Genomic DNA, 18,085 nt, shown 5'->3' with positions numbered 1-18,085 from the left:
ACAAATCACCTGTATCTTATGAATACAGGTGATTGGTTTTATTGTTTTTCAAATACTTTATATTATTACTATTCTTGATAATTAAAAGTACCAGCTGCACTAATGTTACTCAACCATCCTATAGTTTGCGATAACCATGGGTTTACGGTTAAAACATCTGTTTTAATACCATTTATGTAATAATTTGGATTAAATTTAATTTTAACAGCAGCTCCACCAACATTATCCATAGGGGTAATTAAATTTGCACGTACAAAATTTGTATTATAAAAAGTCGCTAAAGCTGTCAATTGTGTTTGGAAATTAGCAGCATCTGGATCAACTACAATACTTGCTCGTAAAGTTGCCAAAGGATCGGCAGCAGTTGCAGTCGTTTTGTACTGTAAAAAACTTCCTGTACGCTGTGTCCCATTGATAGGTGCTAAACCTAATTTACTAACAGTACCTCCTACAATTCCAGGCAATGATGCATCATCATAAAGCATCCAACGCTGAACATCCCAAAAACGTTTACCTTCATAAGCCAACTCAACTCTGCGCTCGTATAAACAAGCTTCGATAGCGGCATATTTATTTACCAATGTGCCTATTCCATAATTATTTGCCGAAGGAATACCGACACGAGCTCTAATTTTTCCTAAATAGGCTAAAGTATTTGCCGTTTGTCCTAATGCTGCATAACATTCAGCAATGTTCAATAACAATTCAGCATAACGGTATTCAAAAATATCAGTTGGCGAATACTGGTAATTGGTTGCGTTTGATGCTGTTTGATTACTCATTTTTCGAACAAATGCAGGACTTGATACTGTAGTATTAAGATCACTGAAATATGCTTTACCAGCACTATCTAACCAACGATAAGCCCAAACAACAGGTCTGTAAGTAGCATTAACTACGCTTTCTTTATATGCCCACGTCATACCTGAAAAAGCAAACGTTCTGTAAAATCTAGGATCTCGGTTCATAAAGAAAGTAAAATCGTTATATCCATTGGCAGGAGTAGGTCTTCTGCCATCTGCAAGCGGGAACAAATCAATCATCTCCTTAGGTACATTAACTCCTCCTGTTCCTCCTTGACCCGGTAAACGCATCGATTTTTCCCAGTTGTTGTTTAAGTTAAAGTTTACATCAGTATTTGTATTACTTAAAAGCTGCACTGTGATTGCTTCTTTACACTTAAGGTTATCAATTAAAAACATGTTATCCCAGTCTTTTATTGTAGTTCCATATAATCCGTAACCATCTTGCGTTAATTGTGTCTCTGCTGCCAATCCGGCATCTAAAGCCGCTTGCCAGCGTTCATTAGAACCATCCCAGTTTTTATTAAACAAAGGACTTGCAAACGTTAACAGTACACGGGATTTTTGAGCCAATGCCGCACCTCTTGTAAAACGTCCATAGGCACCAGACCAATCTCCCGGCAGCAAACTGGCTGCCATATCTAAATCTTTTACTATTTGAGCCACTACCTCAGATACTTTTGCTCTTGGAATTTGAATAGCTGGGTTATCTAAAGTCGCTTGTTCAACAGTTGTTACAATAGGAACCCCTCCATAAGTACGCATCAAATCAAAATATTGTATGGCACGCATATAATACATTTGACCTTTTGCCCGATCACGGAATGTTTTATCTAGAGCAGCGCCTTTTACGTCAATATCCTCCAGTAAATTATTGCATTCTCTTATCCTAGTATAAGGATTATTATTAACAGTAGTGCTTATTTTGGCACCATAATAACCATTGGCCAGATCTGAAGTATTAAGGGTTTTACTTGGATTAGTAAAATCCTGAACCCCTCCTAACTCTTCAGTCAGTTTGGTATTGGTATCTGTATAAAGTCCGACCACACTTGATGTTGGTGATTTATAAGATGAAAAAAACTCATAGTACTGATTATCAACATACGCCTGTACGCGCTCTTGACTTTGATAGAATGAATCATCATACTGACCGATAGGCTCAACGTCTTCCAGAAAATTATCATTACAGGAAGCACCTAAAACAAGCAACAGTCCTAAAGCTATATATATATTAAATTTTGTTTTCATAATTGTCATCAAATTTAAATTAGAATGATACGTTAAAATTAATCGACCATGTTCTAAGAGTAGGATACCCAACAGAAGAGTCGTCGTACATATTACGGTAATGACCAGGATAAGGATTGTAAAGATCCCAAAGATTATTACCGGTTACACCTAAAGATATATTTTGTATTTTGGTATTCACAAAACATTGTTTTGGAATATCATACATAAGAGTTAAATTTCTGATAACACAACGAAAAGTATTCAATTGCCAAAAATCTGAAGGACTTGTTGCACCATCGGCCGCTAAATTAGGATATTTTCCGTTTAAATTATCAGCTCCATACATATCGTTCCAAAAAGGTTCGCGTGCCCACATATTACTGGCACTACTGGTTGACTGACTTACCAAATCTACAAAAGTAGCTCCTCCCCAAGAAGTTGCAATTTGGGTTCTTAAAGAAAAACCTTCGTATTTAATTCCCAAGTTGGTATTAATTGTATATGTTCTGCTGCTATTCGCTAATTTAGCATAATCAGCTTTATCAATAATCTGACCATCTGGTCCTGTCAAAGTTCCGTCATTTTGAAGCGTACCTGCAACGTCTTGAAAAGCCATAGAACCTTTTTTAATTTTGGTAGGATCAGTAATTGTTAAATAGCTTGGAGAACCGCCTACTGCCTTCGCATTATCAGTCAAATATTTCCAATAGTTAGCAATATCGTCATCTGTACGCAAAATACCGTCACCAGTAGAAGTTCCTTTCCATGTTTTGAATCCCCATACAGGATTATATCCGCTTGAATATCCTTCTCTACTAGTGTTATTAGAAGGAAGAAGGTTTCCTTGATTTGGATATTTCACTATTTTATTATCTCCATAACCAAAATTTAGGCCCACATCGTAACTAAGTTTACCTTTTATTTTATCGCTCCAAGTAACGCTTAGCTCTGACCCCCAAGCATCAACGGCTGCATAATTCTCTTCTGCAAATCCTCCTCCAACAGAAACCGGCACACCAATTGCACTGCTCAAGTCAGTAATCATGTCTTTTGAAATATCATAATAGAAATCGGCATTAAACTGCAGTCTGCTGTCTAAAAAAGCCATATCAATACCAAAATTATTTTTTAAAGTACTATCCCATGCTGTCTCTCTGTTTGGAACCACTTTGGGAGTCACTGAAGACCCTAATTGACCACCGCCAGAACCAAATGTAAAACCTTTATTAGGAGTTAGTCCATAGAATTGCATCCATTTCCAAGGCGGAAGGTTATCTTTTCCGGTTTTACCGATTGAATAGCGCAATTTAAAGAAATTCACAGCTGACACATGATTCGCAAACCAATCTTCTTTAGAAACTACCCAACCCAACTGAAGTGATGGAAAAGTTCCCCAAAAATGCTCAGGCGCAAACTTCGTGGAAGCATCGCTTCTCATAAGAAATTGTGCCAAATACTTTGATTTATAGTTATAATTTAAAGTACCGAAATACGACATCGTTGCATTATTTCCTCTAAATTCGGTAGAGTTACCTGAATCAATTGTTCCAGCAGTATTCCAATCCCCTTGGTAATCTTTAGGAGTATTTGTATAAGCTAAACGAGTAGTGGCCCAACTAGACTCGGACCTTTCAGCTCCAAACATTGCACTAACTTGATGACTTCCAAAAGTTCTGTCATAATTGGCAAAAAAGTCCATTTGAGTGCTTTTAGAAAAACTTGTATTATAATACACTCTTGCGTTTCTAACATTAGTTTCTATTGCATAGTCGACAACACCACCCACCTCTGGGTTTTTAATAGTTGAACTAGGATATGCTGCACTTGCAAGGTGGTTATCCTGCAACTGATAATTGGTAATTCTTGCCAAGTCATAAGGCAATTGAATTTGCTCTGCATTACTGGAATTATGAGTTCTTGCAAAACTTCCCTTAAAAGACAATCCTTTAATATTGGCTACTTTGTAGTTCAACGAAGTAGTAAAGTTGTAAGAAGCATCATCAGTTGTCTGATGGGATCCATTATTTAGATTCGCAAAATAATTCCACCCTGCTATATTAGCATTGGCATTTGCACTTCCAAAATTTTTATTCGTATTAGGAAATGGTGACATGTAATATTGTTTGCCATCGACTGTTGTTTGCCATGGAACAAATTTTGGCATATGCAGCAGGAAGTCATAATCAGATTGTTCTCCTGCATTAGTATCATAGCCGCTAACATTTCCTGCTGCTTTGGTAAACGATTTATCCACAAACCCTGAATTTCCTGACATAGAAGCAGAAAAATCTAAATTATTTGCAATTTTAGCGGTAATCCCTGTACGATAATTCCATTTCTCATATTTTTGATAACCAAGATTCGCATCTTGGCTAAATTTGGTTACCCCTGCAAAATACGTAATGTTATCAGAGCCCCCGCTTATATTAAGCGTATGTTTTTGTTGGATTGCAGGTTTCCAAGCCTCTTCTAACCAATCATAATCCAACCCTTTCATTTCATCCAGTTCCTTTGCAGAAAACAGCACTTTTGGATCAATCGCAACTCCTGGAACTAATCCTCCTGTTAAAAATCTATTATTAAAAACTCCAAACTCATAGGCATTCATAGTTTTGCTATGGCTAATTGCATCATTAACAGCAAACTGACTACTATAATTAAACTTAGCTTTACCGGCTTTTCCTTTCTTAGTTCTTATAACTACTGCCCCTTGTGATGCACGGGAACCATAAATAGCGGCAGATGCATCTTTCAAGATAGTCATACTCTCAATTTCCGAAGGATCCAATCTGTTAAAAGTATCCAAAGTAGCCAAACCTGTGGCAGGATCTACTTGTACCATATCATCAATCACGATTAGCGGTATTCCTGAATTTGCATCCTTTCCAAAACCAAAAGATTGACGGATTGAAATAGTACCAGCATCTCCAGGACGACCTGTTGCGCTTGTAACAGAAAGTCCAGCAACCTGTCCTCTCAATGCATCAGATAGGTTCGTTACCGGCAAATTCTCAAGATCCGTAGCCTTTATTGTGGCAACAGCCCCCGTAAGATCTTTTTTCTTCTGAGAACCATAACCTATAACTACAACGTTCTCTAATTGATTAGAATCATCTTGCAGTTTTGTATTTAAAACAGTACGTCCTGCTATTGGAATTTCTATTTTTCTCATTCCTATAAAAGAGAAAACCAAAGTTGCATCACTCTTTACAGTAATCTTATAATGACCTGTGAAATCTGTAGTAACAGTATTCTTCGATGATTTTTCGGTTACGTTAACACCTGATAAAGGTATTCCTGCATTATCAGTAACAGTACCTGTGACATTAATTTGACTGACTGCAGTTTGAGCATAAGTAAACATACTCATCAGTACAAATAAAATAACACTGCATCTTCTCACTACTAGTGTTTGTTTCATAAAATTTGTTTTTAGTTAATTGTTAATTTTCTTGGTTAGGTTAAAAAAAATAAATAAATGTTTAATAATTATCTATATCGTTTTCGATGTTTAAATGTAAAAACAACATTTATCATTTTTGTTCAAATTTATAATGATACATATCCGCATGCATCCTGTACTATGCTGTATTTGATCAATTATTAAAATAAAAGGATAATAAAAATATTTATTGCAATACAAAATTGATTTTTTTACACATATTAAAAATAAATCAAAAAAAAATCGCACAATATTATAAAATATTCAATATTTAAAATAGCGCATTTTAATCATTTATGCTATAATAAATTCTAAAATAATTATTTTTCTCACAAAAAAATTGAAAGAGTATTACATCCAAAAATTTAAATAATAATAACACTAGAAATTAGTGCGAAAGCCACACAGCCATCTCTCCTTTCCCGTGGTTTCCCCACGCATAATAAGGAATAAATTTTATAGAAACCTTCACTCCTTCGTTAGTAGAAATGGGTTGATATAATTTTTTATTCCAAGAATTATCTGATAATATTGACGAGCTGGCCGTTATACTCAATAATTCTCTATTGTTAATTTTTATAAAATCTGTCGTGAATTTAGAATTCACATTTAAAACAATATTGTTCACACTAACATTGGCCGGAAGTTCATTCGATTCCAAACAATATACCAAGGGACCGCGTTTTACGGCTACCTGATTTTTTACTTCTTCCACCAATGGATTCGCCTGCATCAATTCGACCGGCATTGGAATATTCAATTCGATAACATCTCCTTTTTTCCATTTTTGTACTATTTTTTGATATGCACCAGAAACTATAGTTTCATTCCTATTTTTACCATTAACCGAAATAGCAGCTCCCGCACTCCAGCCCGGAATTCTCAATAAAAAAGCGTAAATGTCTTTCGGAGCTTTTATAACTTTCAAAGTAACTTTTCCATCCCATGGATAATTCGTCTGCTGTTCGATTTCAATTTTTTCTCCCGAAAGCGTAGTGGAATTCAAATTATTACTTCCGTATAAATTCACATACAACCCTTCTTTCGAAAAGCTGTAAGCATAATTACTTACTTCGGCAATCGTTCTGGTTACGTTCGGTGCACAGCAGTTCGACAAAGCGATATAACCTTCGCGTTCTTTGCTCCATCTTTGTTTGAAAGGCAGGTCATTAGAAACATTCAGCGGATTGTTATAAAAAAATTCTTTTCCATCCAGACTAATTCCGGACAGCACACTGTTATACAATGCCAATTCAACTATGTCTGCATATTTGGCATCACCTGTAATCTGAAGCATTCTCCAGTTCCACAAAACGTTTCCAATATTGGCACAGGTTTCTGTATGTGCAGTAGCATTTGGTAATTGAAAGGGCCTTCCATACGCCTGATGAATTTTCTGAACATCGGCAGGATTGTACGAAGTTCCGTCTGGCGAAACACCATCGTACAATGAACCGCAGGCTCCAGTAATATACATTTTTCTGTAGGCTACATCATCCCAAATCGATTCCAGATTATCCAATAATTTTTTCTCTCCCGTTTCAGCATACAAATCGGCTACACCGGCATACAGGTAATTCGCTCTTACGGCGTGACCCATGGCAGTTGTCTGCTGTCTAAACGGAATTCTGTCCTGATTGTCATCCGTTCCATCATTAGTAGTTCCTCTGATATCGATTAGATTATTGACCAATTCCAGATATTTCGGATTTTTCGTGGTACGGTACATTTCAACAATCCCCATATAATGAGAAGGACAAATGGCGTTTCGGGCTAATTCAGGCGAAGCTTTTTTGTAGAAATCATATAAGAAATCAGCAACACCTTTTGCTATTTCCAAGAAATTGGTTTTCCTGGTAGCACGATAATGAATACAGGCTGCAGTCATCAAATGCCCCATGTTGTATTTCTCAAAACCCAATTGTTTTTTTACTTCCTCAGGCCCCAAAGTTCCCCAGCGCTGGTCTATCAAAACCGGTGTGTGGATGTAACCGTCTTTACGCTGTACTTTTGCAAAAAGAGCAATGGCTTTATCCATTTCGGCATCGAGTTTTTTATCGTTAGTAACGGCATAAGCCGCGGCCATCCCTTCAAAAATCTTGTAAAAATCACCATCATGAAAAGAAGGACCTTTGAAAGTTCCTTTGCTTTCTCCAGCTGCAATTTCGAAGTTTTTATAAGCATGCGAAATCGAATCGTTATGATACAAATCCCACATATACGGAAGCGTGTTTTTGGTTTCGACATCAAATTGTTCTTTCCAAAAACCATTCGTCCACTTTACATCCTGTAATCCTACACTCTGTAATTTAGAATAAGGACTTTCGGAATTGGCAACCAGACCTTTGTTCTGCGCCAATAACGCAGTTGAAAAAAGTATGGCTGATAATATGATGCTATTTTTTTTCATTTTGATTAAATTTTAAAACCTTCATAATCTGCAAAATCTACTTGAAAAATAATTAGCGAACATTTTGCAGATTGAACAGATATTTTATTCCTCTTACTTTACAAAGAAATTTATAGTTCGGCTCATAGAATCGCCATCGGCATCTTTTACTGTGATTACAAAAGACGCTAATCCTTTCTCTACAGTTGAAAACTGAATTTCTTTTCCTTTTAAATCTACTTTCCCGTTGTTAAGATTAGAGAAAGTATAAACTGGTTTATTCTCATATCCTTTAAAATAATCAGAAGCGCTCAAAACTGTTTTTTCTCCCAAATTCACAAAAAAATGAGGCTGTGCCATCCAGTCTAAATAATTGTCCAATTGTGTAAATCCATCTTTATCAGCATCTGAATTAGCTTCTGAAAAATCACCAGCTTTCGAATTTTCGTTTAGACCAAAAGCTTTTTCCCACCAATTTGGCAGTCCGTCGTGATCGGTGTCCCAATCCGCAGGACGGGTTTCGGAGGCAAAATTTGGCCATCCTCCCTGATCGGCTTCGTTATCAATCATACCTCCCAAACCGCTTTTGCTTCCTTTGTAAGTAAAGGTTCCTTTTAGGGTTTCATCAATGATTCGGTTATCGTGTTTGTCAAAAAACGGCTGAGTAGCCCCAACATCAGAAAGCACATTCTTATATGCTCCATTCGCAGATTGTGTGTTCACAAAAGATTCAAAAAACGGTTTATCGACAAACGTCAGATAGTTGACAATTTCATTATGAGTTATTGTCATTTTTCTTCCTTTATCCTGCGTTTTTTCATCAAAATATCCAGGCATAACGTTTCCGTCAAAATAATAACGCTGCATTCCTTTTCCAACCCCTTCGTGCTGTGCATTCAGTGCCACAAAAATTTTGGTTGAAGCACCCGGCTTATAATAATTACCCACAAAATTAACCTCATTTGCTCCTCCGTCTGTTGCTCTTTGTCCCCAGTTGTAAACCACATTGTTTCTGATATCTACTCTTCCCGTGTAGAATCCATCACCGCTTAAACCACCGCCAATACTCCAGTTACGTCCTTCATTATGTGCCAATAAATTGTGGTGAAAACTGCCAATATCTCCTCCAATTGTAGCAGCGTATCCATGCATTTTTCCAGCTTCGTATTTATCATGACCTGCTACATTTAATGCTTCAGAAATTAAAGTTCTCTGCAATGTAATGTGGTGTGCACCACGCGAACTAAATGATTCATCAATTGTCCAGCTGATAGAACAGTGGTCTATGATACTGAAGTTGGCACCTGTAAGCCCCATTCCGTCATAGGTTTTTCCGCCACCAATTCGGACTTTCAAAAATCGGATAACACCATCATCACCGGTCAACCCGATTGGCGCTCTTGTAATTGTGATTCCTTCACCCGGAGCTGTCTGTCCGGCAATCGTAATATAAGGCTGGTTCACCACCAATCTTGAATCCAGTTTGATATCTCCAGAAACGTTAAATACAATCGTTCTTGGACCAATTTGCTGATTGACTGCATCGCGCAGACTTCCTGGTCCGTCATCGTTTAGGTTGGTTACTTCAACCACTTTTCCGCCACGGCCTCCAACAGCAAAACGGCCATAACCTTCCGCTCCTGAAAAAGCCAGCTGAGCCGGTTTGAATGACCAGAGATTTCCTAGGGTTATATTACCATTGCTATCAATTTCATCCACACGCCAGTAATACGTGGTACCGCTGTATAAATCCGAAACCGGAAATATTGTCTCTATTGATTTTGTTCTGAATTCCTTTGAAGATTCATTGGCATTTGCAACAGCATTTTTATCTTCTCCAAAATACAATTTGTGAGCTACAGCATTCTTTGAGGCATCCCATTTTAAAATAACATTTTTAGCTGCCTCAACGTGTTCGTCTCCATTTTTTGGTTCCGGAGTACGCGCTTGATTCATTAAATTTGGTGTGTCCAGCTCAAATCCATTAATTACAATCTGCTTTACGACATCAGGGTTTGATATCGGATCGATTTCAAAACGAATGATTACATCCTGAGCTTTTACGGCATTAAAAGTCAAATACGCCATTGTCGCGTCAATTTTGGCATTGGCCCTCTGACTGGCATTTACAGTTTCTGCTAATTTTCCGTTTACAAAGATTTTTATCGGAGAAAAAGTTTTTCCGGTTATAACGTCAAAAGCATTATGAAAAGTCAGAAGCGTATGTTTTCCTTCTTTCAATCCACTGATTTTCAGTTCCAAATTTTCGGAAGTAACCAAGCCGTCGCTCGCTAATTTGTTGTAAAAAGGAGCGCTCATTCCCACCTTGTTCCATTTGGAAGTGAAATTCCCTTTTAATTTAAATACCACTCCATTAAAAGTTTTTTGGTCTTCCTTCATTTCATTCACCACCCACGAATCATAACTTGGATCGTGCACTTCCTCCAATCTTCTCTGAAAAAAGTCAAAATCAACTTTTACAATTTGCTTGTCGTTGTTCTGCGCCTGTCCATTAGTTCCTAAAATCATTGCCAAAGCAAAAGAACTCACTAACTTCTTTATCATTTTCTTTTAATTTAATTTCATTTTTTCTGCTTCAGATTTTCCGAGCAGGTTTATAATGTCTTTGTTTCTTTCTTCCGGAATTACTTTCAAAACTTTTAATTCACCACTTACCAGTTCAGCTTCCACTGTTGTGTTTTGGGAAGCGTGCAATTTGAAATGCACATTCCAGTCTTTTGGCCAAGCTGGAAAAAGATATATTTTTCCGTTAACTTCCTGCAAAAGCATTTCCTGCATGCCAATCATCCCTGCTCCTCCCCAATTATGATCAGGAACCCAATCATAACCCGGACCCCAAAATGCAGGAAATCTTCTTTCTGAATTGGACATTTTCAAAAGATTGTATTTTTTTGCTTCTTCTGTTAAACCTAATCGAGCCGAAAAAATATTATCCTGTTTCCATCCAATATGACTTCTGAATTTAATAGCATCCGTATCATACTTCCATGTGTTCAAAGCGGTTTCTAAATCGGGTTTTCCCACTCCATAAATTCCCCAAGGATAAACTGGATATAGTTGCGGAATCTCAGAATTATTAATGCGTTCCCACGATTTTGCCGGAACCAAAACTTTATGATTTTCAATGATGCCAAAATTTAAAGGAGGAATACGTTTTTGAAAGCCTCTTAAATATTCAATATCTTCTTCCGACAATTCTTTTTCGGAAAGATTTAAAAACTGTTCTGTAATAACTTTCAATGCCGAAATAGTACTGTTTGAATTATTCGCCATTTTATACGTTTCCGCTCCTGAACCCGGAAAAAGAATCAAATGTCCGTTTCCATCCAAAACTTTTCTGCCTCTTTGTTTGGCTAAATACTGATAATGTTCATCAAAAAAACGAAGACAGCTAATGATGAACGAATTGTATTTCTGAATATCCTCTCCAGCATATTCTTTCTGCTGCAACATCATTTGACAGAATTCTAAAACAGTGTCCCATTCGTACTCCAGCCAAGCGTTGTATTCCATTCCCGGATCGTAATCTGCGGGCCGTTTCCATTCATATTCCGCTGGATTTGGAAGTCCAAAGTTTTCCAATTGCTCTGTGAAAGATGCTCCATTGTGTTTCCAATAGACTTTACTGCGTAATTCGGCATTTTTTAGAATACTTAAATAATAATCCAGCTGCGATTTCATCATATCGAAATCACCGCTTTTTACCATCGGATGATAAACCAATCGCTGGTTTTGAGCTGTCATCGTTCCTCCTCCCCAGTTTCTAAAATCAGGAGTGAAACTCAGGTCTTTGTTGGTATAAACGGGATCAACTGTAAAAAGTCCGCCGTTAAATTTGGTGGGGTACTTTCCGTAAGCATTACATCCGAGCATGTAACGGAACAATTGATAATTCTGCCCGATTTGATACACCGAATCTTTTGCAGTCGATTGATTTTTTTGCGTAAAAATAAAACTGCGGTTCCAGAAATTATTCCACCACTTTATGGTGTTTTTCTCTGCTTGTTTGGCTGTGTTTTTATTTGAAACAATCAAACTTTGCAAGCCATTATTCCAAGTCGAAAAATCAGATTGGCTGGTGTTTAAATAAATTTCCAGCGACTGTCTTTTTGAAGGCTTAACGCTCGTTAAACTAAACCCTTTGAAATCCGTATCCTGATATTTTCCTAAATAAGTTCCGTCTGGTTTTAGGTTATCGCCTTTCATGAATCCGCCGAAAGTCAGATTGGCAATCGGATTCATCATCTGGTCTTTAACCGATTCCATTTTCTGCTGTTTTATGGCAACATCAAAAACAGTCTGCTCGCGGTTTCTGTGATAGAATTTAAGTCCATTATTTTCAAAAGCAATCGAATCTTTAAAATTGACAAGATCTCCCTGAGGTGCCCATTTATAAGAATTGGCATTATTTTCTTTTCCTTTTGAAATACGATTCTGATAACGCCAGCTTTCATAAGAAGCCGTCATTTTCAGCGGATTTTTATTTTCTAAATCAACATGAATAATCGGTTTAAAAACATCGACCCAAAGTTTGATTTTAGTCTCATTTTGTCCAACTAAAATATAACCGTCTTTGAGTTTCAATTCCTGATGAAAACCTTCATTATCCTTAAACGGATTCGGAGTTAAAGTAATTTTCACTCGACCTAATTTCAATAATGTATTATGTTCATCAAAAGTTCCGCTTCGCGAAAAATAGAAATACAGATCGCCTTTCTCGACCCAGACATTCATACCAATATCACTGCCTCCCAAAGGCATAGATTCTGATGAATTGTTGCTTTGCGTTTTCCAGACCTGGTTGTAAGTATCAAGCACAGGAATTTGCGCTTTGATGCAAAGCGTGAAGAAGAAAGAAAATATGAATATTAAATTTTTCAATTTTATTGTTTTTAAAGTCTTGCTTGTCATTCTGAGGAACGAAGAATCTCCGTTTACAGCATCGACAAAGATTGGCGATTTGATTGTGGAGTTACTTGCGGAGATTCCTCGTTTCTCGGAATGACAAACTGAACGAAACTCATAACTTATAATTCATAATTAACAATTATACTACTACCACTCATCCGTTCTAAACGAAGAAACCGGCAAACCGCCTCCACTAAACAATTCCGCTTTTGCGAAATCTTTCCACAAATATCTGACAGCAACTGGTTTCGTTACTTTATCCGAAGTCAAGACCACTGATTTTCTTCGTACTACGGTTTTAGCCGGATAAAAAACTTTGTCTTCACCTGCAATTTCAAAGCCTGTAACTTCTTTGTCGTAAGATGTAATTCCATTGGCGGCATCATCAAAAGAAACCGTTACTGAACCCTCTTTTATTTCCATTGATTTGTATTTAGGACTTTCGAATTCGAAACCTTCAATTCCGTATGTTCTTGCCAAAGCCTGAAACGCCAAACGGTTTCCTCCTTTTTCCTTGTCCATTGGATGAATGTTATTTTCTTCACCAATATCCATTAAAACTGCCATTGCCGAATTCGGAATTTCCTTCGAAGCTTTAAACTGCGCCTCTCTCAAATAAGCCGAATTGTATTTTTCTACATAATCTTTCGGATGAAAAGAAGCGTAATTAAAGGGTGCAATCTGAGCGAAGTAAAAAGGAAAATCCCCTTCATTCCACATTGTTCTCCAGCTGCTTACCATTTTCTTCATCAAAGCCGTATATTCATTTGCTCGTTCGTAATTTGATTCTCCCTGATACCAAATACAGCCTTTGATTCCGTAACCTATAACCGGCGAAAGCATTCCGTTAAACAAAGTTGTTGGGATACGGTTTGGATCTTTTGCCAACTCCTCTTTTGTGGTCGGAATTTTAGCACTAGCGAAATCTTTCAGCATTTCCTGATTCATCCAGGCTTCCATACTTGAACCTCCGTACGAAACGTGAATCAACCCAACTGGGACATTTAAAACTTCCTGCAAAAGCGATCCAAAATACCAGGCCGTCGCACTGAAATTTGAAGTCGATTTTGGAGAAGCAACTTCCCATTTTCCTTCAAAATCATCTTTTGGTTCTAAAACCGTCGCACGCGGAATCGTAATCAAACGAATGTTTTTATTGGTTGATCGAACGATTATTTCGTTTCCGTTTTTAACGGGTTGACCCTGAAATCCTTTCAAAGGCATTTCCATATTGGATTGCCCAGAACAAAGCCAAACTTCGCCAATTAAAATGTTTTTAATCGTTACTTTTTCAGCTCCTTCAGTTACTTCAATTGTAAATGGTCCGCCAGCAACAGGTGTTTGCAACTCCGTTTTCCATTTACCAGAAGCATCGGCTTTAGTTTTGTAAATTTTAGAATCCCAAGATGTTTTGATTGTAACATTTGCACTCTTTTCTGCCCAGCCCCAAATTGGCGCATTTGATTTTTGCTGCAGCATCATATTGTCGGAAAACAATGCTGGCATTTTGATTTTCGCATTAATTTGCAGACTTGATAGAAATGCAATTACAATTAAAAAAATGTGTTTAAAATTTTTCATTTGTTTTTATTCTTAAATTCTAAAAAGATGTGTCGCTCCGCTGTAGCTAAACAACTCTTATACTATTATTTTCTATAAATATTCGCTCTTCCAGAGCTTTTTTTTCGTCTTATTAAAACTGTCTTTCATAAATATCCCAATCTTACTGAGAAAGTCCCAGAGGGACGAAATATTTATAGAACAAGCATCACCATCATACAAAAGCTCCAGAGGAGCGACATATCTATTATTTCTCTTTTAAAATTGAAACCGGCCCCAACAATCCTGCCTTCAACAACGGATTTCCTTCCAATCTAAATGGTGCTGTTGTCCACGTTAATCTTTCTTCTTTTGGCAATTTTTGATCGCCGATTAAACGGTTTGCCCACGTATTTGTCACTTTTATTACGATTGTATTTTTTCCTTTTTGTAATGCCTGCGAAATATCTGTTTTGAAAGGAAAAGTCCAAAGCGTTCCGCAATCTTTACCGTTGATTGTAATCTCGGCAATGTTGGCAATTTCACCTAAATCAATCCATATTTTATCAGAAGCTTTTCCTTTCCAGACAAACTCTTTTTTATACGAAGCTGTTCCCGAATAATATTTTATGTTTTCATTTTCTGATGTTGACCAGTCAAAAAGTTTATTGATTTTCACAATCTCTTTTGGACCTTTATATTCCGAATCAAATTGTAATTCCCAGTTTTCATCTAAAATCTGAACAGTCTCAAATTCTGAATTATTCTGTGTCGCTTTTACAGAAATCATTTCGGTTTTGTCCTTAAAAATCACAAAACCGGATTCGTTTTCAACTAATGAAATTGTAACAATTGTTCGTCCGTTTTCAATTTTCCAATTATTTAAAATAATGGTTTTATCCTTCACAGGATTGTACCATTGCGGAATTTTTCCTGAAATTCTAAAAGAAGCATCAAATGTTCTTTTTTCTCCTTTTTGATTCGAAAGAAAATATACTTCTTCGTTTTCTGCTTTTCGGTGTGTCCAGGCAATCGTTTCAGAATCCGCTCTGTTTAGATTTGGAAAATAAACGTCCTGTGTAATTCCGATAGAAGCAAAATCGTTTCCTAAATAAGGTAGTTTAACAACCGTTCCTTTTCCGATTTTCCATGAAGATGAATTGCCATTATTCCAGATTTCATCAATCACGTGCTGCCATTTCTTTTGATTTTCTTCAGATTGAATTCCCGGCTGAATCGTTGGTTTTTCATCTACAAAAATGGTCGCTCCATCTTTTAGCAACTGCAGGATTTTTTCGGCGGAAGCCAAAGACAACATTTTATTCGGCGCCATTTTATGACTTCCCGGAAACAATAAAGCGCCGTATTCAATTCCATTTTCGAAAGTAACTTTTCCGTTTACAACTTTCCCTCTGTTAATTAAAACATCAGCATTAAACGAATCGTATTGATAACCGTTTAAAGGATTTATCCATTGTGATAAATCTGTGATATTTTTTGAATAGGTCACTTCTTTCGGCATTTTGGCTGTTGGCTGACCTTCATTTTCCAAACGGATTTTCTCGCTTTCCAATCTTTCCTTTCCAAAAACATTCGGAATAAAAGGCACCAATCTGTCCGGTACAAAAGAACGCGACGGAAAATCTTCTCCGATAAAAACCGCCAGATCAATTACTGGTTTTCCTTTTTGCAATTGAAACTGCACTCTCTGGCAATAATCAAACCATGCTTTTCCGGGTTTCCACCAGGTTTGGTCTCTTTGGAAAAAAGTTCCGATATCGTCTAAGGTCATTCCCGGTTTTCTATCTGTCCACGGATTATGAACAAAAACATGGTAGAACAAACGGTTGATTCCTAATGCATAATTTCGGTCTGCCGTAGTTTTTAGATTTCCGGGATGTTCGTCCCAATCCATTCGCAAAGCCGTGAAAGATTCTGCCTGAATGATATCTTTTCCATAAATGTGGCCTCCCGAAATGGCATCGACCATATCAAAAGGTTTGTCATGAGTTGGGCTTTTCAGCCAAAATTCACCACCCGGATAATCAACATATTTGTAATGAAGCAACGCATCACTCATCATTGTCGGTGCAACGTTTTCAGAACTTAACTTAACGTTATATTCTTTGGCAATCTGAGCAACAGTTCCGTAGAAATTATCGGCAACTAAATCGGCAATTGTTTTTCGGACATCGTATAAAACTTTCTCAGAGAAATCCGCACTTTCTACTGGAATTCCTGCCATCACAGGCAGATAATCTACCAGATCATAACCGCGTCTCTTTTTAAATTCGTCCCTAAAAACCGAAGACCAGTTTTGGCTTCCGCATTCCCAGCTGTCAAAATGCAGGATTTCCAAAACTCTTGAAGCCACTTCCGGACCAGCAGAACGAACGGCTTCTCCAAACCAGTGATCCAATTGAAAACGGATTAATTCAGGATTGAATTTATCTACTTCCAGTCCTTTTCCTGCTCCGCCTGTTGCATTTTCATGACCTGTAGAAGTATGTCCCATTCGGATAATTCTCCATTTCCCTTTTGGAGCTTTCCAGTTCAGATTCCCATTAACATCAACAAAATTGGAAATATTAATGATTTCTGATTTTTTAAATGATTCAGAATTCGGAATTTGTTTCTCGGTTGTCTGTGGAGTCAAACGCCAGATTGCTCCGGATTTTCCTTCGTAGTTATTAATCAATGCCTGATTCGAAAGTGTGATTTTACTCAATTTCAGGTTTTGTTTCCATTTGGCAAAATCCAAATCTTCAGCTCCTGGTTCTGTTCCAACAGGATCAAACACAAATCTGAAATATTTTGCCGTAACAGGCGCAATGGTATGCGTATTTGGAAAATCCATATCCTGCCAGCCGTGGCGCGGTGTAATCAGTCTTTCATGGAATCTAAAATGAACTCCGTCATCGCTCACTTCGACAATTAAACGCTGTGCCTGATAATCTCTTCCTTTGGTTTCAATTACGATTGATTTACAGGTAAAAGGATGTGCAAATTCATACTGAATCCAGCCTGCATCTGTAAACTTGAAATTTTCATCTTTTTTAGAATCTGCCAAAAACGAAGCATCAGTATTGTTTGATGTCGTTACTTTTGGTAACTGAATCTGCGAAGTCGTCTGATATTCTTTTATCGGAAGGGCAAAAACCACAATGTCTTTATAATACTCTTTGTAATGTTCGGGAACTGGCAGTTTTGAAGCTACTTTTTTTCCTCCCAAAATTTCAGTTGTTGACCAGACTACTTTTTGCATCGACATTTCGGGTGTAATCCATGGACCACCTGCAACGGCGAAACCGTCTGCTCCGTGAAAAGCCAATTTCAATCCTAAACGATCCGCTTCTTTAAATGCCCAGTGAATCATATCCCAAAATTCAGGACTCAGCTGTAAAACCGGCGGATCCATCAATGGCAGATTTGCCGGCCCTTTGATGGTCATTAAATACGCGCCTGCAATTCCGGCTTGTTTCATGGCTTCCAAATCGGCTGTGATGCCGCGTTTAGAATAAGCAGATTTCATCCAATACCAATACACCCAAGGTTTTGAGGATTCTATCGTTGGCTGAAATGATTCTTTTTTATAGACTTCCTGCGCAGAGACGAAGCATGCGAAAAGGAGGATAAAAAAGAGGTGTGCTTTTTGAAACATTTTAATTGTTTTTAACCGTTTTGTTTGTCAATTCCGACGTAAGGAGAAATCTCATACCGAGAGCAACTAAACATGATTGCTTCGTTCCT

At 37.4% G+C, this 18,085-nt stretch carries 7 protein-coding genes; all 7 read right to left on the bottom strand.

What is annotated here, in order from left to right:
* Positions 1-68: 68 nt before the first annotated feature.
* Positions 69-2,054: a RagB/SusD family nutrient uptake outer membrane protein gene (locus tag IRZ80_RS03735; protein ID WP_194640222.1), complete on the bottom strand. Its 1,986-nt coding sequence runs from the start codon at positions 2,052-2,054 to the stop codon at positions 69-71.
* Between the two features lie 19 nt (positions 2,055-2,073).
* Positions 2,074-5,457, bottom strand: a complete 3,384-nt coding sequence (locus tag IRZ80_RS03730; protein ID WP_194640221.1) for a SusC/RagA family TonB-linked outer membrane protein — start codon at positions 5,455-5,457, stop codon at positions 2,074-2,076.
* A gap of 409 nt (positions 5,458-5,866) precedes the next feature.
* The gene (locus IRZ80_RS03725) at positions 5,867-7,888 is read right to left on the bottom strand and encodes a glycoside hydrolase family 127 protein (protein WP_194640220.1); all 2,022 of its coding nucleotides are present in this window, start codon (positions 7,886-7,888) and stop codon (positions 5,867-5,869) included.
* A 93-nt stretch (positions 7,889-7,981) separates the two neighbouring features.
* Positions 7,982-10,432, bottom strand: a complete 2,451-nt coding sequence (locus IRZ80_RS03720) for a polysaccharide lyase family 1 protein (protein ID WP_194640219.1) — start codon at positions 10,430-10,432, stop codon at positions 7,982-7,984.
* 6 nt (positions 10,433-10,438) lie between these two features.
* The gene (locus IRZ80_RS03715; protein WP_194640218.1) at positions 10,439-12,769 is read right to left on the bottom strand and encodes a DUF5703 domain-containing protein; all 2,331 of its coding nucleotides are present in this window, start codon (positions 12,767-12,769) and stop codon (positions 10,439-10,441) included.
* A gap of 174 nt (positions 12,770-12,943) precedes the next feature.
* Positions 12,944-14,377 carry a sialate O-acetylesterase gene (locus IRZ80_RS03710; RefSeq protein WP_194640217.1) on the bottom strand — a complete coding sequence of 478 codons (1,434 nt, stop codon included), beginning with the start codon at positions 14,375-14,377 and terminating at the stop codon, positions 12,944-12,946.
* Between the two features lie 226 nt (positions 14,378-14,603).
* On the bottom strand, positions 14,604-17,996 hold the full coding sequence (locus IRZ80_RS03705) for a glycosyl hydrolase (RefSeq protein WP_194640216.1): 3,393 nt from the start codon (positions 17,994-17,996) through the stop codon (positions 14,604-14,606).
* Positions 17,997-18,085: the final 89 nt, after the last annotated feature.

The organism is Flavobacterium sp. HJJ (genome assembly GCF_015351475.1).
Taxonomy (GTDB): domain Bacteria; phylum Bacteroidota; class Bacteroidia; order Flavobacteriales; family Flavobacteriaceae; genus Flavobacterium; species Flavobacterium marginilacus.
This window is presented reverse-complemented; position numbering and strand designations above follow the sequence as displayed.

Bases quoted from the DNA above. Each gene is read 5' to 3' on its own strand.
- IRZ80_RS03725 (WP_194640220.1), bottom strand. From the start codon at position 7,888: ATGAAAAAAAATAGCATCATATTATCAGCCATACTTTTTTCAACTGCG.
- IRZ80_RS03735 (WP_194640222.1), bottom strand. From the start codon at position 2,054: ATGAAAACAAAATTTAATATATATATAGCTTTAGGACTGTTGCTTGTT.
- IRZ80_RS03710 (WP_194640217.1), bottom strand. From the start codon at position 14,377: ATGAAAAATTTTAAACACATTTTTTTAATTGTAATTGCATTTCTATCA.
- IRZ80_RS03730 (WP_194640221.1), bottom strand. From the start codon at position 5,457: ATGAAACAAACACTAGTAGTGAGAAGATGCAGTGTTATTTTATTTGTA.
- IRZ80_RS03720 (WP_194640219.1), bottom strand. From the start codon at position 10,432: ATGATAAAGAAGTTAGTGAGTTCTTTTGCTTTGGCAATGATTTTAGGA.
- IRZ80_RS03705 (WP_194640216.1), bottom strand. From the start codon at position 17,996: ATGTTTCAAAAAGCACACCTCTTTTTTATCCTCCTTTTCGCATGCTTC.